We start from the raw sequence: 26450 nt of genomic DNA, 5'->3' as shown, positions 1-26450 counted from the left end.
GGCGGGGGCCGGTCAGCCCCGTCAGTCCTCTCCCGCGGCCGCGGCCACCGCGGTCGACCACTTGCCGAACTTGTTGCGGATGGTCGGGCCGCTGGGGGCGTCGCGGGTGGTCTGGGCCCAGGCGACGTAGGCGCTGTAGGAGCTGCCGGCGGTCGGGTGGGCGAGGAAGCGCCGCAGCCACTCGAGGAGCTCGGCCTCCGTCCAGTTCGGACGCCGGGCGCTCGCCCGGTTGGCCGGCAGGCCGGCGGCCTGCAGAGCGGCGCGCCAGGTGCCGTAGCGGCGGATGACCGCGAACCCGCTCGGGCCGTCGAACGCGACCCGGAGCTCGTCGTACCGCACCTGCGTCATCGGGCGGCTGACCCCGTCGACCTCGGCCGCCCGGCGCAGGGCTCGGAGCAGCTGCTCGTCGGTGTACTTCTGTGCGGGGGCCACGGGAGCGATGTCTACCACTGCTGTGGTCGGGGCGGTCCGGCACATCTCACCGTGCGAGGGGGTGATCGGCCAGGAGGGCCGGGTCGGCAGCCGTCCTCCACAGGGCTCGGCACGTCGGTCCGCGCGTGTCGGAGGCTCGGGGCAGACTCGTCCTCGACACCACCCGGAAGGATCCCATGACCGCCGACCCCGACAAGGCCGCCGTCTACGCCGCCGAGGACCAGCTCGCCGCCTGGCTCGACTCGACCACGCCCGACCGCCCGTCGGTGACGGTCGACGGCGAGACCTACCAGCCCGGGCCGGACCTGCGGTTCACCGAGCCAACGGCCGCGCAGGCCTACGTCGACAAGGTCCTGGCCCTGCTGCGCTCGGAGGAGCGCGACTACGGCGGCCGCGAGCACGAGGCGGTCACCGTGCGCCCGCGGGCGGGCGCCCGGATGGCGACGTACGACCCCGTCGCCCGCACGATCGCGCTGCCGCCGTTCGAGGTCGGCGGGCAGTGGGCGCTGCGCGCCACAGTGGTGCTCCACGAGCTCACCCACCACCTCTCCGGCGAGGGCGACCACGGGCCCCGGTGGCGGGCGACGTTCCTGCGGCTGCTGGAGGACGTCGGGTCGCCGGTGACAGCGCAGCTGCTGCACGTGGCCTACGCCGCTCAGGGGCTGGAGGCGGTCGCCCACACCGTCGACGACGGCACCCTCGCCCGGCTCGCCAAGCTGCTCCCGCCAGGCCGAGCGTGCGAGCAACGAGCACGAGCGGGCGGCGTTCCTCGCCAAGGCGCAGTCGCTGGCGACCCGGCACTCGGTCGCCCTGGCGGTCGCCCGCGCCCACTCCGCCAAGGAGGAGGGCCGGGAGCAGCCGGTCGCCGAGCACTACCGGGTGGGTGAGCCGGGCCGGCGGGGGCTGGCGCGCTACGTGCGGCTGCTGCTCAACGTGGCCCACGCCAACGACGTGCGATGCACCATCAACCACGACTCGACCGGCGTCAACCTGCACGGGTTCCCGTCCGACATCGCGGTCACGAAGGCGCTCTACGAGTCGCTGCTGGTGCAGATGGTCGCCGACTGCGAGCACTACCTCAGCGCCGGTGCCCGCGACACCAAGACGGTGTGGGACGCCCGCCGCCGGCGGTACGTCGACAAGCCGGTCGCCACGATCACCGCCCGGCTGGCGTTCTACGAGGCCTACGCCTGGCGGGTCGGGGAGCGGCTCGACGAGGCGCGGCAGGCGGCGCTCACCGAGGCGGGTGCCGGCGCCGACCCGGCCGGGCCCGGGTCCACCGAGACCGCGCTCGCCCTGCGGCAGAAGGAGCTGGAGGTGCACGACTTCTTCGCCGAGGCGCTGCGCCGCAACAACGTCCGCGGCACCTGGACCGCCGACCGCCGCTCGTCGGTCAACGCGGCCCCCACGGCGGCGACCGCCGGGGTCCACGCCGCCGAGCGTGCCCCGCCTGTCCGACGAGAAGGCCCTCGACGAGGCGGGGTGACGCGGCTCAGCGGGCGCGGCCCATCCGGAACAGGCCCTTCACCATGCCGCGGGCGACGCTGCCCCCAGCTGAAGTGGTCGTGCCAGAGGACGATCCGCCCGTCGACGACGCGGAAGGTGCCGAACACCCAGAAGTCGATCTCGAGCGGCCCGAGCCTGAGGTAGTCGGTGCGCTGGGTCAGCACCACGTCCCCCTCCGCCGCCACGTGGTGGAAGTCGGCGCGAAACCCCAGCCGGTCGCGATTGAGACCCGACAGGACCCGGCGCACCATCCGGCCCCGCACCGTCGGGAGCGAGGTGTTGCGCCACACTGATCCGGTCGTCGGCCAGCTTCCACGCCTCCCCCACCGCCCGGTCCTCCAGCGCGGCGAAGAACGCACGGACGGTGGTCGCGGGGGTCGAGCTCCGGTGGCGCGGTCACCCGCTCGACGTTAGCCGGGGCGGGCGAGGAGGACGGAGGACCGGGGCGCGGAGCAGCGGGGACGGAGGACCGGCGGACGTCATACGTCCCGTGGGCGATCGCCCACGGGACGCATGACGTCCCCCGGCGGCCCAGCCCTTCCGTCAGCGGTGCACCGTGTGGTGGATCAGCAGCTCCTGGCGAGCTCGACACCGGCGACGTCGAGCTCGGGCGGGTCGACGACGAAGGCGTCGGGGCCGGCGGCGAGGAGGAGCATGCCGACGCGGCGCTCGAGGGGGGGGAGGAGGTCGAGGGCGAGCTTGACGCTCTCCTCGTCGGCCTCCAGGACGGCCACCCGCTCGGCGTACTGTCGGCCGCCCACCGGCCGGCGTGCGGCAGCACCACCTCGACCCGGGTGGTCGCGCGCTGCGCGTCGAGCAGCGTCGCGAGGTCCGCGGGCGGCTCGAAGGTGTCCTCGAGCCGCTCGACCTCGCGGATGTTGGACAGCAGGGAACGTCCGCAGGTTGCCGCCGGAGTCGGGCGGACCGGCGTCGAGCTCCCAGCCGCGGCGGGTCTGCACCAGGCGGTAGGGGTGGACGACCCGGGTGGAGACGCCGTGGTCCCACGAGCGCGAGTAACGATCCGCACGGCGTGCCGCCGCTTCGCCGCCTCCTGGAGCGGCTTGAGCGGCCGGTTCCAGGCCGCGACCTCGGGGGCTGGCCGGCGGGCGCGCCCACCATCGTCTCGGTCAGCACGTCGATCGCGCCCTCGAGGTCCTCGTCCGGCTCGATGTCGTAGAGCGCGAGGGCGGCGGCGTAGACCATGGCGAGCTCGGCGGCGTCGACGTACTCCACCCCGAGCTCCTCGGTCGGCCGGTCGCTGGAGATCCGCACCACCTCGGCCTCGTTGGGGTCGACGTCGTCGCCCTCGGGCCCGAGGAAGTCGAGCACGGGCGGTCGCCAGAGGCCGAGCATCGGGTCGCCGCCGAGCAGGTCGGCACTGAAGAACGCGAGCAGGTCCTCCCGCAGCTCCGCGGCGTCGACGCCGATCTCGTCGGCCAGCCGCGCCAGCGGCACCCCCGCGGGGGTGGGGGCGGCGAGGAGCTCGAAGACCCGCGGCAGCCGGGCGACCCGCTGGGCGTACCTCGGCGGCGTCACGACGCTCCTCCCCGGCGCTCCTCGAGCTCGGCGACGAGCTCGCGACGGACGTCCTCCGGCCCGACGAGCACGACCCGCCGGCCGAGCTCGTAGAGCCGGGCGCGAAGCGCGGCCCGGTGGGTGACCCGGTAGCGGAGCACGACGTCCTCGCCCGCCGGCTCCACGGCCGCCGGTGGCCCCAGCCAGCGGCGTACGTCGGGCTCGAAGTCGGTCGTGGTCCGCAGCGTCACGTCGACGGGCGGGTCGATCTCCCAGGTCATCGGGTGCAGCCCCGGGTGCCGGGCGGGGGCCACCCCGCCGGGCGGTCCCGGGGTCGTCGGCGGTGACGTCGCTCATCCGCGCCACCACGAAGGACTTCACGCGCTCCTCGGCGTCGCCGTCCTCGCGGCCCCGCAGGTACCAGGTGCCGTTCTGGGTCCGCACCGACTCCGGGTGCACGACCCGCGCGGTGCCCTTGTAGCCGAACCGCACCAGGCAGCCGAGCCGCACCGCCCGGAGCACGACGCCCAGGCTCGGGTCGCGGTCGGTGGTCGGCAGGCCGGCGTCGACGCCGTCGAGGTCGTCGCGCACGGTCGGGTCGCCCTCGAGCCCGAGGCGCTCCACGAGGTCGTCGCGGTCGGCCAGCAGCACCGCACGCTGCAACGCCCGTTGCTGGGGAGGGGGTGAGCCGCAGGCGCAGCCGGTTGTCGACGGTGCGCATCCGGTAGCGCGCGACGTCGCCGGGCTCGGCGATGTTGTCGATCTGCCAGCCCTGCGCGTTGAGCGAGCGGATGTCGCGCGCGAGCTGGTCGGCGGCGGCGCTCCCCTCGAACCCGGCGATCTCCGCGAGCCGGGGCCCGGTCTCCCCGACCGGCCCGCGGGCCGCGAGGGTGGCGGCGATCTTGACCAGCCGCTCCATCGGCCCGCGTTGGTCGCGCCCCCGGTCGCTTCGTCACGCTCCCCCTCCGTGCGCTCGTCTGGTCGGCCGGCGGCCCGGACCGCCGTCGTGCAGACCTTACGTCGCCGCCCAGGCGGGGCGCGGGTGGACCAGGGTTGACTTTTGGTAACCATCCGGTTACCAATGTCAGGTGGATCCCTTCGTGGCGCTCGGCGACCCGACCCGACGCGACCTGCTCCGCCGGCTGGCGGACGGGCCGGTGCGGGTGGTCGACCTCGCCGCGGAGCACGCGATCAGCCGGCCGGCGATCAGCAAGCACCTCCGGGTGCTGGCCGACGCGGGCCTGGTGAGCGCCGACGACCGCGGGCGGGAGCGCCACTACCGCCTGGAGCGCGCCGGCCTGACGCCGGTGCGCGCCCTGCTGGACGAGCTCGCCCCCGCGGCCGCGGTCCCGGAGCGGGTGCTCGACGGGCTCGACCTGGAGGTCCGGCGCACCGGGCGCGACCGGCGTACGAGCCATCGCGGGTCCGCGACGATCCAGCCCGAGGAGGAGACAGGATGACGACGCAGCAGCAGGTGCCCGGCGGGCGCCGTGAGGTCCGCGACGGCCGCGAGTGGGTGGTGCTCACCCGCACGTTCCACGCCCCCGTCGAGGACGTGTGGGCGGCGGTGACCGAGCCCGACCGGCTCGCCCGCTGGTTCGCGACGTGGGAGGGCGACCCGGCCTCCGGACAGGTGACCGTGCAGGTGCTCTTCGAGGGCGACGACGCGGCCCCGGAGGTGTTCGGCATCGACGAGTGCACGCCGCCGCGGCGGCTGGCGGTCGGAGCACGATGCCTGCCGAGGACGGGTCGCGTCTCGACTGGCACATCCACGTCGACCTCTCCGAGACCGGCGGCGTGACGACCCTGGTGTTCGCGCAGAGCCTGCCCCTCCTCGCGCTCGGCGAGAGCATGGGCCCCGGGTGGGAGTACTACCTCGACCGGCTGGTCGCCGTCGAGGGCGGAGCCGACCCGGCGACCGTCCGGTTCGACGACTACTACCCCGCCCAGGCGCCCTACTACCGCGACCTGTTCGCCGCCGGCTGAGGCCCGGTCGCCGGTGCCCCGGCACCGCCGCTGGGCACCGGCGACCGGGACTCAGCCGGCGCCGTGCCGGCCGGCGCCCGCGACGAACCGGGCGGCGCCGGCGGTCCCGCCCGGTCCGCCGTCGCGGAGCGACCGCATGCCGTGCCGCCACTCGACGGCGAGCGCGGCGTCGAGCTGCAGGCCCTCCTGCTCGTAGACCGCGAGCCGGTCCTCGCGGAGGCAGGTCTGCGGCAGCGCCGCCAGCTGCTCCGCGAGGGTCACTGCCTCGTCGAGGGCGGCGCCGGCGGCGCTGACCCGGTTGGCCAGGCCCATCCGCAGCGCCTCCTCGGCACCGACCTCCCGACCGGTGAGGACCAGGTCGAGCGCGTGCGACCGGCCGACCAGCCGCGGCAGCCGCACCGTGCCGCCGTCGATGAGCGGCACGCCCCAGCGCCGGCAGAACACCCCGAACGACGCCCCGGGGTCGACGACCCGGAGGTCGGCCCAGAGGGCCAGCTCGAGACCGCCGGCGACGGCGTACCCCTCCACCGCGGCGACCACCGGCTTCGACAGGAGCAGCCGGGTCGGCCCCATCGGCGCCGGCCCCTCGCCGGGCGCGACCAGGTCGAAGGCGCCGTCCGCGACCGCGGCCAGGTCGGCGCCCGCGCAGAAGACCCCGCCGGCGCCGTGGAGGACCGCGACCGACGCCGCGTCGTCGGCGTCGAACTCCCTCAAACGCCGCGCGCAGCGCCGCGGCGTGCTCGGCGTCGACGGCGTTGCGCTTCTCCGGCCGGTCGAGCGTGACGATCGTCACCGGTCCGCGGTGGTCCACGTGCACAGGCATGGGGCGAGGGGTAGAGGCGAGCCGGACCAGCGGGTCGGTGATGCGGGGACCGGTCCGGCCTGGGCATAAACTCACACGTCGCTTGGTTGCCGTCCACAACCAAACGGATGCCCGGAGAGGAACGCATGCTGAGTCGGAGCCGCAACGCGGTCACGTTCGCCGTGCTCGCGGTGTCGATCTGCTCGTTCACCCTCCTGCAGTCGCTGATCGTCCCGGTGCTCTCGACCATCGAGCGGGAGTACGAGACGGACCAGGCGACGGTGACCTGGGTGCTGACCGGCTACCTGCTGAGCGCGTCGATCGCCACGCCACTCCTCGGCCGGGTCGGCGACGTCGTCGGGAAGACCCGGATGCTCGCGGTGACCCTCGTCGCGCTGTCGGTGGGCTCGCTGATGGCGGCGCTCGCCCCGAGCATCGGCTGGCTGATCGTCGCCCGCGTGGTGCAGGGCGCCGGCGGCGGGTGATGCCGCTCGCGTTCGGGATCGTCCGCGACGAGTTCGGCGCACGGATGCACACCGCGCTCAGCGTGCTGGCCTCGCTGGCGGCGGTCGGGTTCGGCTTCGGCATCGTGCTCGCCGGCCCCATCGTCGACGTCTTCGGCTACCACGGGCTGTTCTGGGTCCCCCTCGTCGCCACCGTCGCGGCGGCGATCGCCACCGTGCTGTTCGTCCCGGAGTCGCCGGTGCGCACGCCCGGCCGGCTGCCGCTGCTGCCCGCCGTGCTGCTCGCCGGCTGGCTGGCCACGCTCCTGCTCGCCCTCAGCCAGGGCAACGAGTGGGGCTGGACGAGCGGCCGCGTGGGCACGCTGCTCGCGGTCGCGGTCGTGCTGGCGGTCGCCTGGGTGGTGGTCGAGCAGCGGGTGCCGGTGCCGATGATCGACATGCGGATGATGCGCCGTCGCGGGATGTGGTCGGCCAACGCGGTCGCCGCGTTCGTCGGCTTCGGGATGTTCGCGTCGTTCGGCTTCCTCCCCCAGTTCCTCCAGACGCCGTCCGAGGCGGGCTACGGGTTCGACGCGTCGATCAGCGAGTCCGGGTGGCTGCTGCTGCCGTCGGCGGTGATGAGCTTCCTCGTCGGGTTCGTGACCGCCGGACTGGTGCGGCGCTTCGGCGCCCGCGCCGTCATCGTCACCGGTGCCCTCCTCAACTCCGCCGCCTTCGCCTCGATCGCGATCTGGCACGACACCACCTGGCAGCTCTACGCCGCCACCACGCTGCAGGGGTTCGGATCCGGGTTGGTGTTCGCCAGCCTCGCGGGTGTCGTCGTCTCCGCCGTCCCGCCCTCGCAGACCGGCGTCGCCAGCGGCATGAACGCCAACATCCGCACCATCGGCGGCTCGCTCCCGGCTCCGCCGTGATGGCCGGCATCATCACCGCCCGCACCGGTGCCGCCGGACTGCCGGTCGAGCAGGGCTACACCATCGGGTTCGCCGTGCTGGCCGTCGCCCTGCTGTGCGCAGGCATCGCCGGCCTGGCGGTCCCGAACCTGCACACCCAGGACACCGGCGGCCGGCTCGCCGACGCCGACAACGCCGAGCTCGGCTACGTCGCCGCCGCCCCGGCGGACGTGCGCGGTCGCTGACACCGGCACCCGCCGCGTCGTACCGCCCCTCCTACCGCCCGGTCTACCGGCCGCGCAGCACGACCCGCCGCACGAGGTCGCGCCGGATCTGCGGCCCGGTCCAGGGGAACCGCACCCACTTCTCGCGCGAGAACAGCCGGGTCTGGTCCGACGACCACGGCGAGGCCGGGTCCTCGTACTGCCCGTAGGTGAGGATCGTCCGTGCGTCCACCCTGCCGTTGCGCAGGTAGGAGACCGCCTGGATGTGGGAGGAGCCGTAGCTGACCGGCTTGTAACGGTCAGTGTTGCCTGCCGGTCCGCGCGAGGCGACGGCGTTGGCGTTGCCGGCGAGGTCGCCGTCGCCACCGCCGATCGGGTACGACGGCGCGCCGCGGTCGCCGGCCACCTGGAGCGTCCCCCCAGGGCGCGTCGAACGGCACGCCCGCGTCGCGCACGTGCTGGATGGCGGCCTTCATCGCGTTCACGACCACGGCCGACGCCTTCAGTCCCCGCGGCGTGCGGAAGGGGTCCTTGGCCTCGAACGGCACCGACCAGAGGTTCGTCCCCGTGGGCGCCCGCTTCACGAACTCCTCGAAGAGGTGCGTGCCCACCGAGGTGGCGTCGGAGCGCCCGTCCCACGCCGCCAGCACCGCGCACGCCTCTGTCTCACCGGTCCGGCGGCAGACCTCGTCGAGCCGGCCGCCCTCCCGCATCACCTCCGCGGCCCGCACCCGGTTGGCGTGCTGGTGGGACCGGAGGGTCCGGGGCGTCTCCCGGCCGCGCCGCAGCCGGTCGACGACGTACTGCGCCACCATCCGGGTCCGCATCGTCCGGGTGCAGCGTTCGCAGCCGATGATCGAGGGGTAGCCCTCGAGCCGCACCCGGTCGTTGGGCGTCCAGTAGGAGTCGTTGGCGTTCATCACCCAGTCGCGCCGCACGACCGCCGGCAGCCGCTTCGGACCGAGGATGCCGGGCCGCTGGGCGTCGGCGTCGGCGCCCCAGCGGCAGAGGTTGCCGAGCGAGCCGTTGAGGCCGGGAAGCCCGGCGACCTGCTTGATGAGCAGCCCGATCACGGTCAGGCACCGGGCCGCCATCTGGTCGGTGACGTGCGGCACCACGCTGTGGTCGGCGTAGAGCACGTCGCCCCTGCGGTCGGCGGCGGTGGTGTTGACCCAGGGCATCCCGCCGCCGGCGTCCTGGCGGCGCAACAGGTCGCGGACGTCGCGCGCCCGGCCCATCGACAGGAACGTGTCGATGGTGCGCAGGTGCTCGCCGTTGGCGTCGCGGATCGCCCAGAAGCTGGTCGGCATCCAGCCCATGAACTGCGACGGGCTGTCGATGACGTAGCCGACGCCCGGCACCCGGTAGAGATCCTCCTCCACCGTCTCGACGGAGCCGTCGCGCCGCCGCACCTCCACCTCCACGACCCCGCCGCTCGGCCTGCTTCACGAGCCCGTCGACGGTGAGGTACGCCGTCCCCGGTGCCGGTGTGAGGAACTCGTAGGGCGTGAACCGGTAGGCCGTCGACACCGTGTGGCTCCATGCCACCTGCTTGTTCCAGCCGATGTTGACGACCGGCGAGCCGATGAGCGACGCGCCGGCGACGTCGTACTTGCCGGGGATGGTGAGGTGCTGCTGGGTGAACTTGTAGCGGCCCAGCCACGGGAAGTGCGGGTTGCCGAGCAGGAGGCCGCGGCGGGTGGAGCTCTTGGCGCGGCCGATCGCGGTGGCGTTGGAGCCGAAGTCGGTGTCGTGGCCGAGCGACTCCAGCAGCGCCTCGCGGTCGACGTGCTTCGCGTACTCCGCGACCTCGGCCTTGGTCCGTGGGAGCGGCAGGTCGATCCCGAGGTCCGGCAGCCCCGGGTCGTCGAGGGTCGGCGGGTCGGCCTCGACGATCTCGGTGACGAACTGCCCGGATGAGCCGATCAGGTTGGCAAGGTAGACGCCGTACCAGACGTCGAGCGGCGTCGCGTCCGCCCGCACCCAGGCCGCGTCCCGGCACGCCGGGTCGGTCACGTCGTTGTCGCGCAGCCAGCGGTTGATCCCTGCGACGTAGCCGCGCACCATCTGCTTCGCGCGCTTGCTCGGACCGGCCTTCGACCGCAGCAGCGCCTCGACGACCTTGCGGTCGCGCAGGTCGGTGACGAACGCGTCCATCTGCAGGTTCGTGGCGCCGGGCGTCACGCCGTCGGTGTAGCGGCCGTCCGGGCCGAGGTGGCGCGACCGCTCACCGCGCCCGGTCATCAGGATGTCGGCCAGGTTGCAGATCGAGGAGGCCGCGACCGAGTAGCCGCTGCCGTAGCCCAGCGAACCCCAGTCGTCGGCCACCACGTGCGGGATGCCGTGCTTCGTGACCCGCACGGTGGCGTCGTAGCGCGGTGCCCGCGCGGCCGCCTGCTGCGGGGCCGCGTCCGGCGTGGTGGCCCCGGCCCGGGCGGGCTGGCCGGGCTGCGCCAGCGCGGTGGCGGCCAGGAGGAGAGCGGCGGTCGGGAGCAGGAGGCGGCGTCGTCTCACACGCCTGTAACGCGTTCCGTCACGGGGCGTTACGGCGGTCGCCCGCGGTCCGTGACCTACAGGTAGAGCCCGGCCGCCTCGTCGGCGAGCCGCCCCGCGGCGACGGCGTGCACGTCGCGCTCGCGCATGACGACGTACAGCTCGCCCGAGACCTCCACCTCGGCCTTGTCCTGCGGGTCGTAGAGCACCCGGTCGCCGGACTCGACGGCTCGGGCGTGCGGGCCGACGGCGACGACCTTCGACCACACCAGCCGGCGCGCGCCCATCGCGGCGGTCGCCGGGATCACGATGCCACCCGCGGAGCGCCGCTCCCCCGCCTCTGCGTCCGACTCGCAGAGGATGCGGTCGTGGAGCATCTTGATCGGGGTCTTGGCCGACCCGTCGTTCATCGGGCCAGCTTGCGCAGGACGACGAAGAACGCCACCACGCCGACGACCCCACCGACGGTCTTGAGGATGTTGTCGGTGCGCGGCTCGCCGGTGGTGGGGTCGACGTAGTACGCCTTCACCTGGGCGACCTCGCGGCCGATGATCGTCTTGGGGTGCGAGCGGTAGAGGAGCTGGTCGATCGTGCCGGCGAGACGCTCGCGCGTCTCCTCGATCTCGCGCTCGATGTCGGAGGGCTGGTTGCTCACCGTGGCAGGCTACCAATGCCGTCGCAAACGAGCGCCCGCGGACCGCGGCCGCCGACCGGCCGGGCGGATCCGTCGACCACCTGCCGGGGCTCGCCGCCGTCACGGTTGAATGGGGTACGACGGACCACCGCGCTGCACGCGGCGTGCAGCGACCCGATCGTGTCAGGAGAACCCGTGACCGAACCGCACCGCCTCTCCGTCGGTGACCCGGCCCCCGACTTCACCCTCGCCGACGACACCGGCCAGGAGGTGAACCTCTACGCGCTCCTCGAGGAGCAGCAGCGCAAGGTGATCGTCTACTTCTACCCCGCCGCGATGACGCCGGGCTGCACCAAGCAGGCGTGCGACTTCACCGACTCCCTCGACTCGCTGCAGGGCTCGGGCTACACGGTGCTCGGCGTGTCGAAGGACGCGCCGTCCAAGCTGGCGAAGTTCCGCGAGCGCGACGGGCTCACGATCCCGTTGTTGTCGGACCCGCAGCTGAGCGCGCACGAGGCCTACGGTGCCTACGGCGAGAAGAAGCTCTACGGCAAGATCGTCGAAGGCGTCATCCGGTCGACGTTCGTCGTCGGCGAGAACGGGAAGATCGAGCTCGCGCAGTACAACGTGAAGGCCACAGGTCACGTGGCGAAGCTGAAGAAGGACCTCGGACTGGCCTGAGGCCGGTCCGAGCGAAGGGAACTCCATGGAGCTGCACGAGAGCCTCGCCCAGCTGGCGCGCGACCACGGGCAGGCGCTGTTCACCGATGCCGACGCGTTCCGCGGAGCGCTCGACGACTACCTCGACGAGGGAGCCGCGTCGACCGGCACCATCAACCTGCTGACCGACGCCGTGCGGCTCGGCGCGCTCCAGGGCCTGCTCACGATGCTCGACAGCGGGGCCCGCGTCGAGGACGCCGTCGAGAGCGCCGGCCAGCGGCTCTCGCGCGACCGCGGCAGCGCCGACGTGAGCGGCTCCCAGTGGGCCTGCGCGGTGCTCGGCTACGCGCTCGGGCGGGTGCCCGTGCAGCTCGCGACCCGGCTCCGGCCCGACGCCACCACCGCCGGGACCCCGGGCCCCACCGCCGAGCGGCCGACCCCGCCTCCCGGCCCGCCGCCGACCGCGCACCGCCCGGAGCAGTCCCCGCCCGCACCGGTGCACCAGTCGCCGCCCTCGCCGGTGCACCAGTCGCCGCAGCAGCCGACCGCCGTCCCGGGGGGCGGGGGCACCCCGCCGGCTGGCAGCAGCAGCCGGGCCAGCAGCCGGGATGGGGCACCCCGCCGTGGCAGCCGCCGCAGCAGAAGAAGTCCCGCACCGGCCTGATCGTCGGCCTCGCGGCCGCGGCCGTCGTACTCATCGTCCTCGGCATCGTCACCGTCGTCGCCCTGTCGAGCGGCGACGACGACCCGGACGACGACCCCACCACCGCCGCGTCGTCCGAGGGCGAGACGACCGACACCACGTCGCCGACGACCGACACCCCCACGTCGCCGACGACCGAGGCGGGCGCCGACACCCTCCGCGGCACCGGCTACAGCTACCAGCTCCCCAGCGAGGAGTGGCGCGACGTCACCGACTCCACCCCGGACTCCACCGGCACGATCGACACCATCGCCGCGCCCGGCGACGCGATCAACTCCGCCCGCGGCAACATCCTCGTCGAGACGTCGTCGTCCTACGGCCAGGACGACCCCGCCGAGCTGAGGGACCAGTGGAAGGCGGTCATCTCCCAGTCGACCGGCGCCACACCGACCGACCTCCCCGACACCACCATCGGCGACCTCCCCGCCGTCGGCATCGAGCTCGAGTGGACCAACCCCAACAGCTTCGAGGTCCGGCAGGTCGCCTACCTCGTCGTCCACGGCGACAACCAGTACTCGATCACCGGCACCTTCCGGCAGGGCGACGACGAGTTCGAGCAGATCTTCCACGACACGCTGGAGACCTGGGTCTGGGAGTGAGGCTCGTTCGGGTCGGCGGCCTCTGCAGCGGCCACCCCGCGAGCCCTAGACTCTGACCGCTCCGGCCGGAGTGGTGGAACAGGTAGACACGCAGGATTTAGGTTCCTGTGCTCCAGGGCGTGCGGGTTCGACTCCCGCCTCCGGCACCTCAGCCGATCGCCGTCGGCGCCGCCATGAGCACCCGCCGCCCGTGCCTCTCCAGCCCGATCGCGCGCTCGTGCTCGCGGACCCGCTCGAGGTGCGGCGGGAGCTCGTGGAGCTCCCGGAAGCCGAGCCGCCGGTAGTACGGCGCGTTCCACGGGACGTCGGCGTACGTCGAGAGCGTGAGCTCGTCGTGGCCGCGGCGGCGCGCCTCGGCCAGGGCCGCCCGGACGAGTGCGGTGCCGTGGCCGCGACGGCTGTGCTCGGGGTGGACGGCGAGCTGCTCGAGGTGGGCGTGCCCCGCGAGGTCGAGCACGTGCGCGAACCCGACGACCACGCCGTCCGCCTCGGCCACGAGCAAGAACCCGGGCTCGGCGGCCCGGGCCTCGCCCGACGTCGGCGGGTCCCAGCCGGGGTCGCCGAAGAGCTCGGCGAAGAGCCCGTCGGCCGCGCCCTCCACGACCGCCAGCCGTGGCAGGTCGGCCGGCTCCGCGGGGCGGACGCGCGCGGTCACGACGGCACCGGCCGGTTCAGCCGAGCAGGTCGGCCACGATCGGGGCGACCTGCCGCAGCGCCTTGCCGCGGTGGGAGATCGCGTCCTTGTCGGCGACCGACAGCTCGGCCGTCGTCACGCCCGGGCGGTCGTCGGCCTCGAACACCACGTCGTAGCCGAAGCCGCCGCTCCCCCGGACCTCGCGGACGACACGGCCGTCCATCCGGCCCTCCACGACCCGCTCGGTGCCGTCGGGGAGGACCAGCGCCACCGCGCACACGAAGTGGGCGGTGCGACGGTCGTCGGGGACGTCGAGCAGCTGGTCGAGCAGCAGCTGGTTGTTGCGCTCGTCGGACTTCGGGCGGCCCGACCAGCGGGCCGAGAGCACGCCGGGCATGCCGTTGAGCGCGTCGACGCACAGGCCGGAGTCGTCGGCGATCGTCGGCAGCCCCGTCGCGGCCACGCCGGCCCGTGCCTTCAGCAGCGCGTTGCCCTCGAACGTGGGCTGGTCCTCCACCGGCTCGTCGAAGGGTGCCACGTCGTCGAGCCCGACGACCCGCACCGCGTCGAGGTGGTCGACGAGGATCCGCCGCATCTCCTCGAGCTTCTTGGGGTTGCGCGACGCGACCAGGACGTCAGGCACCGGCCAGCGCCTCCTGCTGGAGGCGGGTGAGGTCGGCGCAGCCCTTCTCGGCCAGCGACAGCAGGGCGTCGAGCTCGGCCCGGTCGAACGCCGCGGCCTCCGCGGTGCCCTGCACCTCGACGTACTTGCCCGCACCGGTCATGACGACGTTCATGTCGGTGTCGGCGCGGACGTCCTCGACGTAGGGCAGGTCGAGCCGCGGGACGCCGTCGATGATCCCGACGCTGACAGCGGCGACCGACCCGGTGAGGGCACCGGTGACGCCGAGGGTGGCGCAGGCGTCGGCGAGGGCGACGTACGCGCCGGTGATCGCGGCCGTGCGGGTGCCGCCGTCGGCCTGCAGGACGTCGCAGTCGAGCTGGATGGTGTTCTCGCCGAGCTTCCCGTAGTCGATCACCGCCCGCAGCGACCGGCCGATCAGCCGGCTGATCTCGTGGGTGCGGCCGCCGATCCGGCCCTTCACGGACTCCCGGTCGGAGCGGGTGTTGGTCGACGCGGGCAGCATCGCGTACTCCGCCGTCACCCAGCCCAGACCGCTCCCCTTGCGCCAGCGCGGCACGCCCTCGGAGGCGGACGCGGCGCAGAGCACGCGGGTCCGGCCGAACTCGACGAGCACCGAGCCCGCCGGGTGGTCGAGCCAGTTGCGGGTGATCGTCACCGGGCGCAGCTCGTCGTCGGCGCGGCCGTCCTCGCGGGTGCTCATGGTGCGCGAGCCTAGCGGCCGCGCCCCGCTACTTGAGCTCGGCCCGGAGGATGCGGGCGGCGCCGAGCGCGAGCGGCGCGACCACCCACAGCAGGATCGAGAACCCGAACCGCGCGACGTGGTAGATGCCGACGTCCACGGCCTCGCCGGTCATCTCGATCGACTCCCCGCCGTCGGTCTGGAACAACGGCGCGGAGGCGTGGGTCATGTCGATCCACGGGATGAGGGTGGCAGCCCAGTCGAAGACGAAGACCAGCGGCAGGTAGACCATGATCGGCAGCACGAGCTGGACGACGTAGACGACCGCGATCGCCGCCGGTGTGCTCAGCACGAGCATCGACAGACCGAACGCGGAGACGTACGCCAGCAGCTGCAGGGCCACGATCCAGGCGAGGTAGTCGACCTCCAGGTTCCAGACGGGGTCCGTCCCGTCGATCGCCGCACCGGCGACCGTGCCGACCAGGCTCAGCACGTAGCCCGTGGCCAACGCCGCCACCGCGATGCCCATCACCACCACCAGCTTGGCGAGCACGACCCGCGACCGGTGCGGCTCCAACGCGAAGGTCACCATGGCCGTGCGCTGGCTCCACTCGCTCGTGACCGCCATGATGGCGATGACGGGGACGAGGAGCGACAGCGGGAGGAGCAGCACCTCCTCGAACCACGCGCGCTGGGACAGGGCCGACGCGCTCGTGCTCGTCACCAGCAGCACGATCGCCATGGCGAACAGCACCAGGCCGGCGGTGATCCCGAGGAGCCACCGCCCTGCCCGCGTGTCGAGCATCTTGCGCCACTCGACCTTGACCAGGCGGAGGAACGGCGTCCGCGGCGTGCCCGAGACGTCGAGCGTCGGCACGGGAGTCGTCGTGGTGCTCATCGGGGGGGAACCTCCGTGGGACTGGGTGGGCGAGTCGACCGGGGGCATGTTCGGCACCGGTGGCAGGTGCTGGCCGTGGTCGATCGGCGCGCCCGGCACGGCCTCGCGGGCCGTGCCGGACGTGAGCTCGAGGAAGATGTCCTCCAGGCCTGCGCCCCCAGAACGCAGGTCGGTGAGGACGACACCCGCGGCGAGCGCCGCCCGGCCGACCTGCTCGGTCGACGCCTGCACCCGCAGGCCGGTGCCGGCCGGCTCGGCCTCGTGGCCGGCGTTCTCGAGCTCGGCCGCCAGCGACTCGTTGTCGAGCGAGGTGACCAGCGTGATCGCTCCCCCGCCGGCATTGGCCAGCAGCGTCTGCTTGTCACCCCGGGCGACGATCCGCCCGTGGCCGATGAGGATCATCTCGTCGGCGATCTGCTCGACCTCGTGCAGCAGGTGGCTGGAGAGCAGCACGGTGCCGCCGCGGTCGGCGTACGACTTCAGGAGGCTGCGCATCCACCGGATGCCCGCCGGGTCGAGGCCGTTGGCCGGCTCGTCGAGGATTAGCACCGACGGGTCGCCGAGCAGTGCGTGGGCGATGCCGAGCCGCTGCTTCATGCCGAGGGAGTAGTTCTTCATCCGGCGCTTCGCCTCGGCCTCGGTCAGGCCGACCAGGGCGATCATCTCGTCGACCCGCGACTTCGGCAGGCCCATGGTCTGCGCGCCGAGGGTCAGGATCTCCCCGTCCGGTCCGGCCCGCGTGCTGCGCCGACGCGTCCAGCAGGACGCCGACGTGGCGGCCCGGGTTGGGGATCTCGTGGTAGTCGAGCCCGCCGATCGTCACCCGACCGCGGGTCGGCGGCGTGAGGCCGACCATCACCCGCATCGTCGTCGACTTGCCGGCACCGTTGGGGCCGAGGAACCCGGTGACCCGCCCGGGCTGGCAGACGAAGCTGACGTCGTCCACGGCGGTGAACCCGCCGTAGGTCTTGGTGAGTCGATCGACCGTGATCATGGCGTCAGCCTGCCCGATCGCCACGGCCGCCGCATCGGCCGGGGGTCCACGGCGGCACCGACCAAAGTAGGGGACGACGAGCACCCGCCGTCGCTGCCGCCAGCGACCCGCGACGCCCTACGCTCGGGGGAGCATGAGCGAGACGCCGGACTACCAGCCGCCGCTGCGGTGGTACAGCCACCTGTGGCGGTACGCGCTGTGCGTGCTGATCGGCGGTCTGGTGTGGCTGCCCGTGATCGAGGCGCAGGCCGAGGACCACGAACTGCTCTTCGTCCTCGACTTCACGCTCGGGCTGGTCTGCCTAGCGCTGGTGTGGTGGCGGCGGCGGTGGCCGATGACGATCGCGGTCGTCACCGGGTTGCTGACGCCGTTCACCTCGTTCGGCGCCGGCGCGATCATCCTCGCGACGATCTCCCTCGCCACCCGCCGCAACTGGTGGCAGGTGATCACGATCGGCCTGCTCGCGCTCGTCATGAACTGGGCCTACTACGAGGTGCAGCCCAACGCCGACACCGACCCGTTCTGGCTGACCGTGGTCTTCGCCGTGACCTTCACCGCGGCGGCGATCGCGTGGGGCATGTTCATCGGCTCCCGCCGCGAGCTGATCTGGACGCTGCGGCAGCGGGCCGAGACCGCCGAGGCGGAGCGGGACCTCCGGGCGGCGCAGGTCCGCTCCAACGAACGGGCGCGGATCGCGCGGGAGATGCACGACGTGCTCGCGCACCGGATCTCCCAGATCTCGCTTCACGCCGGTGCCCTGACGTTCCGCGACGACCTGTCCGCCGACCAGATGCGCTCCAGCCTCGCCGTCATCCAGGAGAAGGCGCACGAGGCCCTCACCGACCTGCGCGTCGTCCTCGGCGTGCTCCGCGACGAGGAGGGCGGTGGACCGCTCACCGGACCGCAGCCGACGTACGCCGACGTCCCGGCGCTGGTCGAGGATGCGCGGGCCGCCGGGGCTGCGATCGACTACGACGACCAGCTGCCGCGGGAGCCGTCGCTGCCGGACGTGGTCGGGCGGACGATCTTCCGGATCGTGCAGGAGGGCATCACCAACGCGGCGAAGCACGCGCCGGCGGCGACCCTGCGGGTGCGCATCGACGGCTCCCCCACCGACGGCGTCGAGGTCGTCCTGTGCAACGCGCTCGGCTTCGGCCCGACCCGCACGCCGGGGGCCGGGCTCGGGCTCGTGGGCCTCGCCGAGCGTGCCCAGCTGCGGGGCGGCCGGCTCACGCACGGCGTGGAGCAGCCGGTCGGAGGGCCGCCGGCGTTCGTCGTCCGGGCGTGGCTACCGTGGGACTGCGGCGAGGAGGCGCCCGTCGTGGTGACCGCGAAGGAGGTCGGTCGGTGACCGAGCAGATCCGGGTCGCGATCGTCGACGACGACCCGCTGGTCCGCTCGGCGCTGTCGCTGATGCTCGGCGGCCAGCCCGACCTCGCCGTCGTTGGCGAGGCGGCCGACGGGCGGCAGGGCGTCGCACTCGTCCAGGACCTGCGCCCCGACGTCGTGCTCATGGACATCCGGATGCCCCGCCTCGACGGCCTGGCCGCCACCCGCGAGCTGCACGCCCGGCCACACCCGCCCCGGGTGATCGTGCTCACCACCTTCGACGCCGACGACCACGTCGTCGGCGCCCTAGCCGCCGGCGCCGACGGGTTCCTCCTGAAGGACACCCCACCGGCCGAGATCGTCGCCGCGATCCGCAAGGTCGCCGAGGGCGACCCGATGCTGTCGCCGTCGGTCACCCGCACCCTCATCGACCAGGTCCGCACCGGCTCCGCCGACGACCGGGCGACCCGGGCCCGCGACCGGCTGGCCCGGCTCACCCAGCGCGAGCTGGAGGTCGCCCACGCGGTCGGCCGCGGCCTCTCCAACGCCGACATCGCCGCCGAGCTGCACCTCTCCGTGCCGACCGTGAAGGCGCACGTCTCCCGGTTGTTCGAGAAGCTCGACGCCACCAACCGCGTCCAGATCGCCATCTGCGTCCACGACGCGAGTTGAGCGGAAGTGCCTCCTCAACCGATGGGGTAGACGGTGCCGCAGGCGGCGAGCTCGGTGGGGCCGTCGTAGACCGCGACCGCCTCGGCGAGCATCACCTGCGGGTCGTGCCACGGCGGCACGTGGGTGAGCACCAGCCGCTTGGCGCCGGCCTTGACGGCGGTCTCACCGGCCTCGGCGCCGGTGAGGTGGATGCCGGGCGGGTTGTCGTCGGTCGCGCGGAACGACGCCTCCGACAGCAGCAGGTCGGCGTCGGCGGCGAGGTCGAGCAGCACCGGGGTCGGGCCGGTGTCGCCGGTGTAGGCGAGGACGTGGTCGTCGACCTCGATCCGCAGCCCGTACGCCGGCACGGGGTGGTCGACCGGCACCGGCCGGATGCGGAACGGACCGACCTCGAACGGGCCGTCGTACTCGCGGACCAGGAACTCGTCCTCCTGGCCGGGCAGGGTCGGCATGTCGTAGGCGCGGTGGAGGCGGGTGCCGGTTCCCGCGGGTCCCCACACCGGCAGCGCCGGTGCCCGTCCCGACGGGTGCCACTTGCGGAAGACCTGGTAGCTCGACATGTCGAGGCAGTGGTCGGTGTGCAGGTGGCTGAGCAGCACCGCGTCCACCGCAAGCAGGTCGACGTACCGCTGCAGGGCGCCGAGCGCCCCGTTGCCGAGGTCGACGACGATGCTCCAGGTGCGGCCCTCGGCCTCCGCCTGGACGAGGTAGCAGCTCGCCGGCGACTCCGGCCCCGGGAACGAGCCGGAGCAGCCGACGACCGTCATCCGGAACGCCTTCGTCCCCCGCTGGTCGGTCACGGCCACCAGGGTAGGCGCTCGCCCGCCCGAGGTGACCGATTCGCGATGGAGGTCACGCACGCCGGTACCGTCGGGTCGTGGCCACCCCACGCACCACCCGCCCGCGGCTCCGGCCCGCCCGCCTCGGCGTGGTCGCGGTGCTGGTGGTCGCTCTGCTGTCGCCGGTCCGCCCGGTCGCCCGGGTCGCCCCGGTCGGCGCCGTCAGCGCCGCACCGGACCGGCTGGCCGACCCGCCCCCGGGCTCCCCCGCCGAGCGGGTGAACGGACGGCAGGTGCTCGCGGTCTCGCTCGACGGGTTCAACGTGCAGGCCCTCGCCCGCCTCGGTCGCGCGCGGACGCCGGTGCTGCACCGGCTGCTGCGGCAGGGCGCCGCCACCCGCAACGCCCGCACACAGGTCGAGCTGACGGTCACCCTCCCCAACCACACCAGCATGGTCACCGGCCGCCGGATCGACGCCGACGCCGGCGGCCACGGGGTCGACTGGAACGGCCACCGCCCCGACGCCACCGTGCAGCGAGCGGCGGGCCGCCCGACGGCCTCGGTGTTCAGCGTCGTCCACGACGCGACCGGACGCACCGCCCTCTTCGCCACCGAGGAGAAGCTGACGCTCCTCGAGCGCTCGTGGACGCACGACATCGACCGGGTCGTCGTCCGCCAGGACGACGACCGCGCCGTCGTCCGGGCGGCCCGCCGCGACCTGCTGCGCCGCGACCGGTCGTTCACGTTCGTCCACCTCGGCCTGCTCGACGAGACCGGCCACGAGCACGGCTGGCTGAGCCGGCCCTACCTGCGCGCGGTCACCCGCATGGACCGGCTGCTCGGCTCGCTCCTCCGCGGAGCCGGCAGCGACCGGCGCCTGGCCGACCTGGTGGTCGTGCTCACCGCCGACCACGGCGGCGCCGCGGGCGAGCACCACCACGACGACCCGCTGCGCCGGGCCAACCACCGGGTGCCGTTCGTGCTCTGGGGCCGCGGCGTCCGTCGCGGCGACCTCTACCGGATGAACCCGGCGTACGCCGACCCCGGCCGCGGCCGGCCCGGCTTCGGTGGCACGCAGCCGGTGCGCAACGGCGACCTGGCCAACGTCGCGACCGACCTGCTCGGCCTCGGCCCGGTGCCCGGCAGCAGGTGGAACAAGCACCAGCGGCTGCGCTGGCGCTAGCGGTCGCGGGCGGCGACCGTCACCCGCGGCGCAGCTCCCGCGCCGTGGGCCACGGGTTGAGCCGGCAACCGGCGGTGCCCTTCGACTGCTGCATCATCACCGGCGCCAGGGCGCCGCGGCGCGGGCATGACGCGTGCCCGTAGCCCAGCCAGTGGCCGGTCTCGTGGTTGACGACCATGTGCCGGTAGTTGCGGCGCGACCGCCCGGCCGCGTTCCAGGCCGGTGACGCGCCGCGCCACCGGGTCTGGTTGATGATCACGTCCCGACCGACGCGGCACGACCACTGCGCGCTGCAGCCGGAGGAGAACGACGGCACCAGCCGCGCGACCGACAGCCACAACGTGAACCGGCCGCCACGCTCGACCTGCACGAACCGCACGCCCTTCGCGCGCCAGCCGCGCGGGTCGTCGTACGTCTCCTGGGCGAGCCGCCGGAACACGCGCATGCTCGCCGACACCGGCCCCTTGGCGCGGACGCTGTAGCGGACGGTGCGACGCACGCCGACCCGGTGCTTTCACGACGCCGGCGCCGGCGCGACGGGAGGTCTCGGCGTGGCCGGGCGCCCGGACGGTGACCACGACCGCCAGCCGGTGCCCGACGTCGGCGGGCCGGATCTCGTAGCGCCGGCGGTCGGCGTCGCGGAGCGGCCGGCCGTCGCGCAGCCACTGGAACCGCACCCGGGTCGGCGCGGGTCGCCAGCGACCCGGGTCCGCCTCCAGGGTGCGGCCGAAGCGGGGGCGTGCCGGTCACCGAGGGCTCCCGGACGACGGTCAGCGGCTCGGGCTCCTCCGCAGCCGCGACCGGCTGGACGAGGGCGGCGAGGCAGGCGAGGAACGCGACGAGCGCGGGCAGGACGGCCAGCCGCGGAGCGGTGCGGGTCATGCGCCCCAGCCTGCCAGGCGAGCCTGCCAGCCGGGTCACGCCCAGAGCTGGCCCTCGAGCCGGTCCTCGGCCTCGTCGACGGTGCCCTCGTAGGCGCCGGTCGAGAGGTACTTCCACCCGCCGTCGGCGACCACGAACGCGATGTCGGCCGGCTCACCGGCCTTGACCGCCTTCGCGGCCTGGCCCAGCGCCGCGTGCAGGATCGCCCCGGTCGAGATGCCGGCGAAGATTCCCTCCAGCTCGAGCAGCTCCCGCACCCGCCGTACGGCGTCGCGCGGGCCGACCGAGAACCGGCTGTCGATCAGGCCGGCGTCGTAGAGCTCGGGCACGAACCCCTCGTCGAGGTTGCGCAGCCCGTAGACCAGCTCGCCGTACCGCGGCTCGGCGGCGACGATCCGCACCTCGGGCTTGGCGCTGCGGAAGAACCGGCCGACGCCCATCAGCGTGCCGGTGGTGCCGAGCCCGGCGACGAAATGGGTGATCGACGGGAGGTCGGCCAGGATCTCCGGGCCGGTGCCCTCCTCGTGCGCGAGCGCGTTGGCCTCGTTGCCGTACTGGTAGAGCATCACCCAGTCGGGGTGCTCGGCCGCCATCTGCTTGGCCACGCGGACGGCCTCGTTGGAGCCGCCGGCCGCGGGGCTGGAGTAGATCTCCGCACCCCACATCCGCAGCAGCTGGCGGCGCTCCTCGGAGGTGTTCTCCGGCATGACGAACACCGCGCGGTAGCCCTGAGCTTGGCGGCCATCGCCAGCGAGATGCCGGTGTTGCCGGAGGTCGGCTCGAGGATCGTGCAGCCGGGACGCAGGACGCCCGCCTTCTCCGCCTGCTCGACCATCTTCAGCGCCGGCCGGTCCTTGATCGAGCCGGTCGGGTTGCGGTCCTCGAGCTTGGCCCACAGCCGCACCTCGGGGCTCGGCGACAGCCGGGGCAGTCCCACCAGCGGCGTGCCGCCGACGGAGGCGAGGAGGTTGTCGTAGCGCACCGGAGGTCCGGGCTCAGCCGCCGGCGACGGCCGGCAGCACGACGACCTGGTCGCCGTCGCTGAGCGGGGCCTCGAGACCGCCGAGGAACCGGACGTCCTCGTCGTTGACGTAGATGTTCACGAACCGGCGGAGGTCGCCGTCGTCGATGAGGCGCTCCTTGATGCCGGGGTGGTCGGCCTCGAGGGAGTCGATGAGCGCGCTCAGGCTCGCGCCCTCGCCGGTGACGGACTTCTCGCCCCCGGTGTAGGTGCGCAGGATGGTCGGGATGCGGACCTCGATGGCCATGGCGTGCGTTGTCTCCTCGTGTGCGTGTGGTCAGCCGGCGGGAGCCAGCGTGGGGACGACCCGGACCTCTTCCTCGGTCACCTGGCCGTCGACGATCCTGTAGGACCTGAACTCCACCGGGCCGTCGTTATTCCCGTGGTCGCGGGTGCTGACGAGCACGTAGTGGGCGCCCGGCTCGCTGGCGAGGTCGACGTCGGTGACGCTCGGGTAGGCCTCGGTGGCGGTGTGGGAGTGGTAGATCACCACCGGCTCCTCGTCGCGCTGGTCCATCTCCTTGTAGAGCGCGAGCAGGTCGGTGGAGTCGTACTCGTAGAACGTCGGGCTGCCGGCGGCGTTCACCATCTCGACGAGCCGCTCGGGCCGGTCGCTGCCGACGGGTCCCGCCACCAGGCCGCACGCCTCGACGGGGTGGTCACGCTTGGCGTGGGCGACGATCGCGTCGTACGTCGCCTGGTCGATGGTCAGCACCGGTCCAGGGTAGGCGTTGGCGAGAGGCGGACCGGAACCCTCCCGGGGGGTCGGACTAGGACAGGGCCGCGACGAGCGTCTCCTGCAGGTAGCCGAGCCACTCGTAGATGTGGTGCGCCTGCGCCCGCGGGTCGTCGTCGGGGAGCGACGCCCACCGGTCCTCGTCGTCCTCCTCCACGCCGAGCCGGGTGCCGAGCGCGAGCCGGAGGTCGGTGAGCGAGCGCAGCCAGAGCTCGGCAGCCGGCGGCTCCAGCTCGACGTCGATGGTCAGCTCGTCGCTCGGCTCGGTCGGCAGCCCGGCCTCCTCCAGCGCACCGACGACCGCCGCAGCTGCGCGGGCCTTGCCGTCGCGGAGGGTGGTCTCGGTGAACCTTCGGAACTCCGCCGACGCCTCGTCGTCGTCGCGGTAGGCGCTGGGGAGCAGGCGGGCGAGGACGGGGTCCTCGGGGGCCCGCGTGGGTCCGCTGAACGCGTCGTCGAAGAGCGCCGCCAGCGGGTCGCTCGCGCCGGCGTGGTCGACCGGCGTCCCCTCCTCGTCGCGCAGCAGCTCGATCAGCTGGCCGGCGAGCGAACGCAGGAGGTCGGCCTCGAACCCCGAGAGGGTCGCGATGATGCGCTTGCTCCGGCGGTGCCGGACGAATCCCGCCATCGGTCAGTGGCCTCCGGCCCTCACTCGGACTTCTGGAGCGTGGCCCACAGGCCGTACTCGTGCATCGCCTGGACGTCGCGCTCCATCTCCTCGCGCGAGCCGCTGCTCACCACCGACTTGCCGTCGCGGTGCACCTCGAGCATCAGCTTCTCCGCCTTCTTCCTCGAGTAACCGAAGTACTTCTGGAACACGTAGGTCACGTAGGACATCAGGTTGACGGGGTCGTTCCACACGACCGTCACCCAGGGCGTGTCGGCCAGCGTGATCTCGTCCGGGGTGAGGTCCTCTTCGACTCCCGGATCCACCTCGACAGGGCTCGCGGTCGTCACGCCCCCATGGTGGCACAGCGCCGACCCGGCTCATCTCCGCACCCGCAACGGCCCGACCCGGCCCGTCTCCGCACGCAGAACCGCCCGACCCGGCCCATCTCCGCACGCAGAACCGCCCGACCCGGCCCATCTCCGCACGCAGAACGGGCCGACCCGGCTCATTCCGGCACGCACAACGGCCCGACCCGGCTCATCTCCGCACGCACAACGGCCCGACCCGGCTCATCTCCGCACGCACAACGGCCCGACCCGGCTCATCTCCGCACGCAGAACGGGCCGACCCGGCTCATTCCGGCACGGTCAACGCCGCCGGCCCAGCCGCCGCCGCGCCTCGGCCGCTCCCTCTCGCAGGAGCCGCTCCGCGTCGGTGTTGCGGCCGTAGAGGTGCTCCTTCACGAACGGCTGGACCAGCCAGCCACCCCGCTCCTCCACGATCCGGCGACGGCGGCGGTCGTGGTCGAGCTGCTCCGGGCTGGAGTGCCACTCGACGCCGTCGTACTCGGCCGCAAACCGCAGCTCCTCGTTGCCGAGGTCGAGACGCGCGAGGAAGTCGGGACCGTCCCACACCTCGATCTGCGGCACGGGCGTGGGCAGGTGCACCTGGATCCAGCGCAGCCGCAGCACCGACTCGGGCGGCGACTCGGCGCGTCCGTCGGCGATGACGACCACGACCCGCAGCACCGTCACCCAGCGCATGCCCCGGAACCTCGCCACGCCGTCGATCAGCTCCTCCTTGCTGAACACGCCGAGCCGGAGCATCTGGTCGATGCCGGACAGCGCCGGCTCGACCCATCGGTTGCGGCCGAGGTCCCAGGCGGTGCGGATCGGCGTCGTCACGGGGAGACCGTCGATCTCGGTGACGTCCTCGACACGCAGCGTGCGCTCGCCGCTGTCGGTGAGCGGGTTGCGGAGCCGCCTGCCGGGTGGGAGGAAGGTCCGCACCGGCGCGAGGTCGAGGTGCTCGTTGGGAGCGAGCACCATCTCCGCGCCGTGCAACCACCCCGCGTGACGGTCGACGACGACGGCGTCGTCCGGCACGACGAGCTTGAGGCAGGCGACCCGCAACCCGAGCGAGTCGGGGATGTCGGCGGCGACGTAGACGCTCTTGATGGGTCTCCGGAGGAAGCCCTGCTGGACGAGCCACCGGAGGTCTCGTTCACCGATGCCCTCTGCTTGGGCCATCTTGTAGGTGAACGGTCGGTCGATCGGCAAGGGGAACCAGGCCGGCAGGCGGGGCTCCCCGATGAGCTTGGTCTTGTCCATGCCGGAATGGCGCCACGCGACGCGGATCGGCGCCACAGCGTGCTCTGCTGCCTGTGGATACGAGCGTGGATCGGCGTCTCGGTGCAGCACCTCGACGTGCGGAGATGCGCCGGGTCGGCCGTGGCGATCTGCCGAGATGAGCCGGGTCGGGCCGTGCAGCATGCGGAGATGAGCCGGGTCGGGCCGTTCTGCGTGCGGAGATGCGCCGGGTCGGGCCGTTCTGCGTGCGGAGATGAGCCGGGTCGGCACTGTCAAAGGAGTGTTTGACAGTGGCGATGGGCGCATGGTTCACTCCCCAACAGGTGTTGGAGGGTCGTCGCGGAGCGGGCCCCGTACGACGAAGGGGCAGGTCGATGGCCGACGAGCGGATCACGTCGCTGCGGGCGACGGCCCACCCCCCTGCGGCTGCGGATCCTCTCGCTGCTGACGGGTTCGGCCATGAGCGCGGCCGAGGTGGCGCGCGAGCTGGAGATCACGCACGCGAACGCGTCGTACCACCTGCGGGTGCTGCACGACGCCGACCTGGTGGTCGTCGACGGCGAGGAGCGGATCCGGGGTGGGGGTGGCGAAGCGCTACCGCTACCCGCACGAGCGGCCGGAGCCGAGGCCGAGCGAGGCCGAGCTGGCCGCGCAGGTCGAGGCGATGTGCAGCGAGCTGCTGCGCCGTTACCGCTCGGGCGCGTCGCGTCCGGCGACGTTGACCGACGCCGAGCTGTGGGTGACGCCCGAGACCTGGCAGGAGGTGGTCGACATGGTGCGCCACGCGTCCGCGGTGCTGCACGAGCGGGCGGTGCGACCGCGCACCGAGGGCACCGTCAAGGTGAACCTGACGGTCGCGGCGTTCCGGATGGAGGGCCGGTCGTGA

General features: G+C 73.5%; 34 protein-coding genes, 1 tRNA gene and 3 pseudogenes. 15 read left to right on the top strand and 23 right to left on the bottom strand.

The window, feature by feature from the left end; genetic code table 11:
• Window positions 1-21: 21 nt before the first annotated feature.
• On the bottom strand, window positions 22-432 hold the full coding sequence (locus MF408_RS16500) for a hypothetical protein (RefSeq protein WP_240248607.1): 411 nt from the start codon (window positions 430-432) through the stop codon (window positions 22-24).
• A 176-nt stretch (window positions 433-608) separates the two neighbouring features.
• Here MF408_RS16500 and MF408_RS16495 point away from each other — a divergent pair, with 176 nt between their 5' ends.
• Both MF408_RS16495 and MF408_RS16490 read left to right on the top strand, forming a co-directional pair.
• Window positions 609-1319 carry a TIGR04338 family metallohydrolase gene (locus MF408_RS16495; RefSeq protein WP_240248606.1) on the top strand — a complete coding sequence of 237 codons (711 nt, stop codon included), beginning with the start codon at window positions 609-611 and terminating at the stop codon, window positions 1317-1319.
• Window positions 1312-2082 (top strand): hypothetical protein, encoded by a 771-nt coding sequence (locus tag MF408_RS16490; protein ID WP_240248605.1) that lies wholly within the window; start codon window positions 1312-1314, stop codon window positions 2080-2082. Before MF408_RS16495 ends, MF408_RS16490 begins: the two co-directional genes overlap by 8 nt.
• A gap of 422 nt (window positions 2083-2504) precedes the next feature.
• On the opposite strand, the gene MF408_RS16485 is transcribed toward MF408_RS16490, so the two are convergent.
• The 3 genes from MF408_RS16485 to MF408_RS16475 all read right to left on the bottom strand — a co-directional run bounded on the left by MF408_RS16485 (window position 2505) and on the right by MF408_RS16475 (window position 4372).
• Window positions 2505-2897 carry a hypothetical protein gene (locus tag MF408_RS16485; protein ID WP_240248604.1) on the bottom strand — a complete coding sequence of 131 codons (393 nt, stop codon included), beginning with the start codon at window positions 2895-2897 and terminating at the stop codon, window positions 2505-2507.
• Between the two features lie 573 nt (window positions 2898-3470).
• The gene (locus tag MF408_RS16480; RefSeq protein WP_240248603.1) at window positions 3471-3734 is read right to left on the bottom strand and encodes a WYL domain-containing protein; all 264 of its coding nucleotides are present in this window, start codon (window positions 3732-3734) and stop codon (window positions 3471-3473) included.
• Window positions 3731-4372, bottom strand: a complete 642-nt coding sequence (locus tag MF408_RS16475; protein WP_240248602.1) for a hypothetical protein — start codon at window positions 4370-4372, stop codon at window positions 3731-3733. The genes MF408_RS16480 and MF408_RS16475 overlap by 4 nt, the downstream gene beginning before the upstream one ends.
• A 169-nt stretch (window positions 4373-4541) precedes the next feature.
• On the opposite strand from MF408_RS16475, the gene MF408_RS16470 reads away from it, so the two are divergent.
• From MF408_RS16470 to MF408_RS16460, 3 genes are read left to right on the top strand one after another with little or no spacing between them, the layout of a single operon-like run.
• A complete protein-coding gene (locus MF408_RS16470; RefSeq protein ID WP_240248601.1) occupies window positions 4542-4913 on the top strand; it encodes a metalloregulator ArsR/SmtB family transcription factor in 372 nt (123 codons plus the stop codon).
• Window positions 4910-5254, top strand: a complete 345-nt coding sequence (locus MF408_RS16465) for an SRPBCC domain-containing protein (protein ID WP_240248600.1) — start codon at window positions 4910-4912, stop codon at window positions 5252-5254. The genes MF408_RS16470 and MF408_RS16465 overlap by 4 nt, the downstream gene beginning before the upstream one ends.
• Complete coding sequence (locus tag MF408_RS16460) at window positions 5251-5439, top strand: hypothetical protein (protein WP_240248599.1); 189 nt, start codon at window positions 5251-5253, stop codon at window positions 5437-5439. The genes MF408_RS16465 and MF408_RS16460 overlap by 4 nt, the downstream gene beginning before the upstream one ends.
• A gap of 51 nt (window positions 5440-5490) precedes the next feature.
• On the opposite strand, the gene MF408_RS16455 is transcribed toward MF408_RS16460, so the two are convergent.
• A complete protein-coding gene (locus MF408_RS16455) occupies window positions 5491-6153 on the bottom strand; it encodes a crotonase/enoyl-CoA hydratase family protein (RefSeq protein ID WP_240248598.1) in 663 nt (220 codons plus the stop codon).
• Between the two features lie 234 nt (window positions 6154-6387).
• Between MF408_RS16455 and MF408_RS26975 the strand changes: the two genes are divergently transcribed.
• From MF408_RS26975 to MF408_RS16445, 3 genes are read left to right on the top strand one after another with little or no spacing between them, the layout of a single operon-like run.
• The gene (locus MF408_RS26975; protein ID WP_345893748.1) at window positions 6388-6726 is read left to right on the top strand and encodes an MFS transporter; all 339 of its coding nucleotides are present in this window, start codon (window positions 6388-6390) and stop codon (window positions 6724-6726) included.
• Window positions 6726-7619 carry an MFS transporter gene (locus MF408_RS16450; protein WP_345893747.1) on the top strand — a complete coding sequence of 298 codons (894 nt, stop codon included), beginning with the start codon at window positions 6726-6728 and terminating at the stop codon, window positions 7617-7619. Before MF408_RS26975 ends, MF408_RS16450 begins: the two co-directional genes overlap by 1 nt.
• Entirely contained in the window at window positions 7616-7843 is a 228-nt protein-coding gene (locus tag MF408_RS16445; RefSeq protein WP_240248597.1) for a hypothetical protein, read from the top strand. Before MF408_RS16450 ends, MF408_RS16445 begins: the two co-directional genes overlap by 4 nt.
• A 43-nt stretch (window positions 7844-7886) precedes the next feature.
• On the opposite strand, the gene MF408_RS25680 is transcribed toward MF408_RS16445, so the two are convergent.
• The 5 genes and pseudogenes from MF408_RS25680 to MF408_RS16430 form a co-directional block, all read right to left on the bottom strand.
• Window positions 7887-8228 carry a penicillin acylase family protein gene (locus tag MF408_RS25680; protein WP_275693201.1) on the bottom strand — a complete coding sequence of 114 codons (342 nt, stop codon included), beginning with the start codon at window positions 8226-8228 and terminating at the stop codon, window positions 7887-7889.
• Window positions 8122-9183: a penicillin acylase family protein gene (locus tag MF408_RS25675; protein WP_275693488.1), complete on the bottom strand. Its 1062-nt coding sequence runs from the start codon at window positions 9181-9183 to the stop codon at window positions 8122-8124. The genes MF408_RS25680 and MF408_RS25675 overlap by 107 nt, the downstream gene beginning before the upstream one ends.
• A gap of 127 nt (window positions 9184-9310) precedes the next feature.
• A pseudogene (locus tag MF408_RS25670) lies at window positions 9311-10150 on the bottom strand (penicillin acylase family protein); the annotation flags it as partial.
• Window positions 10151-10392: 242 nt separating this feature from the next.
• The gene (locus MF408_RS16435) at window positions 10393-10725 is read right to left on the bottom strand and encodes a co-chaperone GroES (RefSeq protein ID WP_240248596.1); all 333 of its coding nucleotides are present in this window, start codon (window positions 10723-10725) and stop codon (window positions 10393-10395) included.
• Window positions 10722-10970, bottom strand: a complete 249-nt coding sequence (locus MF408_RS16430; protein ID WP_240248595.1) for a DUF3618 domain-containing protein — start codon at window positions 10968-10970, stop codon at window positions 10722-10724. Before MF408_RS16430 ends, MF408_RS16435 begins: the two co-directional genes overlap by 4 nt.
• Before the next feature lie 174 nt (window positions 10971-11144).
• On the opposite strand from MF408_RS16430, the gene bcp reads away from it, so the two are divergent.
• From bcp to MF408_RS16415, 3 genes are all read left to right on the top strand, one after another.
• Window positions 11145-11630, top strand: coding sequence for a thioredoxin-dependent thiol peroxidase (bcp, locus tag MF408_RS16425; RefSeq protein ID WP_240248594.1), 486 nt, complete (start codon window positions 11145-11147; stop codon window positions 11628-11630).
• Window positions 11631-11930: 300 nt separating this feature from the next.
• Entirely contained in the window at window positions 11931-12911 is a 981-nt protein-coding gene (locus MF408_RS16420; protein WP_240248593.1) for a hypothetical protein, read from the top strand.
• Window positions 12912-12975: 64 nt separating this feature from the next.
• A tRNA-Leu gene (locus MF408_RS16415) sits at window positions 12976-13057 on the top strand.
• 2 nt (window positions 13058-13059) lie between these two features.
• Here MF408_RS16415 and MF408_RS16410 read toward each other — a convergent pair.
• The 5 genes and pseudogenes from MF408_RS16410 to MF408_RS26965 all read right to left on the bottom strand — a co-directional run.
• On the bottom strand, window positions 13060-13566 hold the full coding sequence (locus tag MF408_RS16410) for a GNAT family N-acetyltransferase (protein WP_240248592.1): 507 nt from the start codon (window positions 13564-13566) through the stop codon (window positions 13060-13062).
• A gap of 16 nt (window positions 13567-13582) precedes the next feature.
• A complete protein-coding gene (gene rdgB, locus MF408_RS16405) occupies window positions 13583-14188 on the bottom strand; it encodes an RdgB/HAM1 family non-canonical purine NTP pyrophosphatase (protein WP_240248591.1) in 606 nt (201 codons plus the stop codon).
• Window positions 14181-14891: a ribonuclease PH gene (rph, locus tag MF408_RS16400; protein ID WP_240248590.1), complete on the bottom strand. Its 711-nt coding sequence runs from the start codon at window positions 14889-14891 to the stop codon at window positions 14181-14183. Before rph ends, rdgB begins: the two co-directional genes overlap by 8 nt.
• A 28-nt stretch (window positions 14892-14919) precedes the next feature.
• The gene (locus MF408_RS26970; protein WP_345893746.1) at window positions 14920-16461 is read right to left on the bottom strand and encodes an ATP-binding cassette domain-containing protein; all 1542 of its coding nucleotides are present in this window, start codon (window positions 16459-16461) and stop codon (window positions 14920-14922) included.
• Window positions 16462-16567: 106 nt separating this feature from the next.
• A pseudogene (locus MF408_RS26965) lies at window positions 16568-16762 on the bottom strand (ATP-binding cassette domain-containing protein); the annotation flags it as partial.
• A 133-nt stretch (window positions 16763-16895) separates the two neighbouring features.
• On the opposite strand from MF408_RS26965, the gene MF408_RS16390 reads away from it, so the two are divergent.
• Window positions 16896-18113, top strand: a complete 1218-nt coding sequence (locus MF408_RS16390; protein WP_240248589.1) for a histidine kinase — start codon at window positions 16896-16898, stop codon at window positions 18111-18113.
• Entirely contained in the window at window positions 18110-18763 is a 654-nt protein-coding gene (locus tag MF408_RS16385; protein WP_275693200.1) for a response regulator transcription factor, read from the top strand. Before MF408_RS16390 ends, MF408_RS16385 begins: the two co-directional genes overlap by 4 nt.
• Before the next feature lie 14 nt (window positions 18764-18777).
• Here the strand turns inward: MF408_RS16385 and MF408_RS16380 are convergent, their stop codons facing one another.
• Window positions 18778-19563 (bottom strand): MBL fold metallo-hydrolase, encoded by a 786-nt coding sequence (locus MF408_RS16380; protein ID WP_240248588.1) that lies wholly within the window; start codon window positions 19561-19563, stop codon window positions 18778-18780.
• A 77-nt stretch (window positions 19564-19640) separates the two neighbouring features.
• Here MF408_RS16380 and MF408_RS16375 point away from each other — a divergent pair, with 77 nt between their 5' ends.
• Window positions 19641-20726, top strand: coding sequence for an alkaline phosphatase family protein (locus tag MF408_RS16375; RefSeq protein ID WP_240248587.1), 1086 nt, complete (start codon window positions 19641-19643; stop codon window positions 20724-20726).
• A gap of 19 nt (window positions 20727-20745) precedes the next feature.
• Here MF408_RS16375 and MF408_RS16370 read toward each other — a convergent pair whose 3' ends face one another.
• The 7 genes and pseudogenes from MF408_RS16370 to MF408_RS16340 form a co-directional block, all read right to left on the bottom strand.
• Complete coding sequence (locus MF408_RS16370; protein WP_240248586.1) at window positions 20746-21225, bottom strand: DUF3152 domain-containing protein; 480 nt, start codon at window positions 21223-21225, stop codon at window positions 20746-20748.
• 418 nt (window positions 21226-21643) lie between these two features.
• Window positions 21644-22590 (bottom strand): annotated as a pseudogene (locus tag MF408_RS16365) (pyridoxal-phosphate dependent enzyme).
• Window positions 22591-22603: 13 nt separating this feature from the next.
• Window positions 22604-22876 (bottom strand): MoaD/ThiS family protein, encoded by a 273-nt coding sequence (locus tag MF408_RS16360; RefSeq protein ID WP_240248585.1) that lies wholly within the window; start codon window positions 22874-22876, stop codon window positions 22604-22606.
• A gap of 30 nt (window positions 22877-22906) precedes the next feature.
• The gene (locus tag MF408_RS16355) at window positions 22907-23344 is read right to left on the bottom strand and encodes a M67 family metallopeptidase (RefSeq protein WP_240248584.1); all 438 of its coding nucleotides are present in this window, start codon (window positions 23342-23344) and stop codon (window positions 22907-22909) included.
• Between the two features lie 55 nt (window positions 23345-23399).
• Window positions 23400-23993, bottom strand: a complete 594-nt coding sequence (locus MF408_RS16350) for a DUF2017 domain-containing protein (RefSeq protein ID WP_240248583.1) — start codon at window positions 23991-23993, stop codon at window positions 23400-23402.
• Window positions 23994-24013: 20 nt separating this feature from the next.
• A complete protein-coding gene (gene clpS / locus MF408_RS16345) occupies window positions 24014-24322 on the bottom strand; it encodes an ATP-dependent Clp protease adapter ClpS (RefSeq protein ID WP_240248582.1) in 309 nt (102 codons plus the stop codon).
• 300 nt (window positions 24323-24622) lie between these two features.
• Complete coding sequence (locus tag MF408_RS16340; protein ID WP_240248581.1) at window positions 24623-25585, bottom strand: hypothetical protein; 963 nt, start codon at window positions 25583-25585, stop codon at window positions 24623-24625.
• Window positions 25586-26141: 556 nt separating this feature from the next.
• Here MF408_RS16340 and MF408_RS16335 point away from each other — a divergent pair.
• Entirely contained in the window at window positions 26142-26450 is a 309-nt protein-coding gene (locus MF408_RS16335) for a hypothetical protein (RefSeq protein WP_240248580.1), read from the top strand.

It is taken from the genome of Nocardioides sp. TF02-7, assembly GCF_022437945.1.
In the GTDB taxonomy this organism is placed as follows: Bacteria; Actinomycetota; Actinomycetes; order Propionibacteriales; family Nocardioidaceae; genus Nocardioides.
Note: the sequence above shows the minus strand (reverse complement) of the source record. Positions and strands in the feature narration are given on the sequence as shown.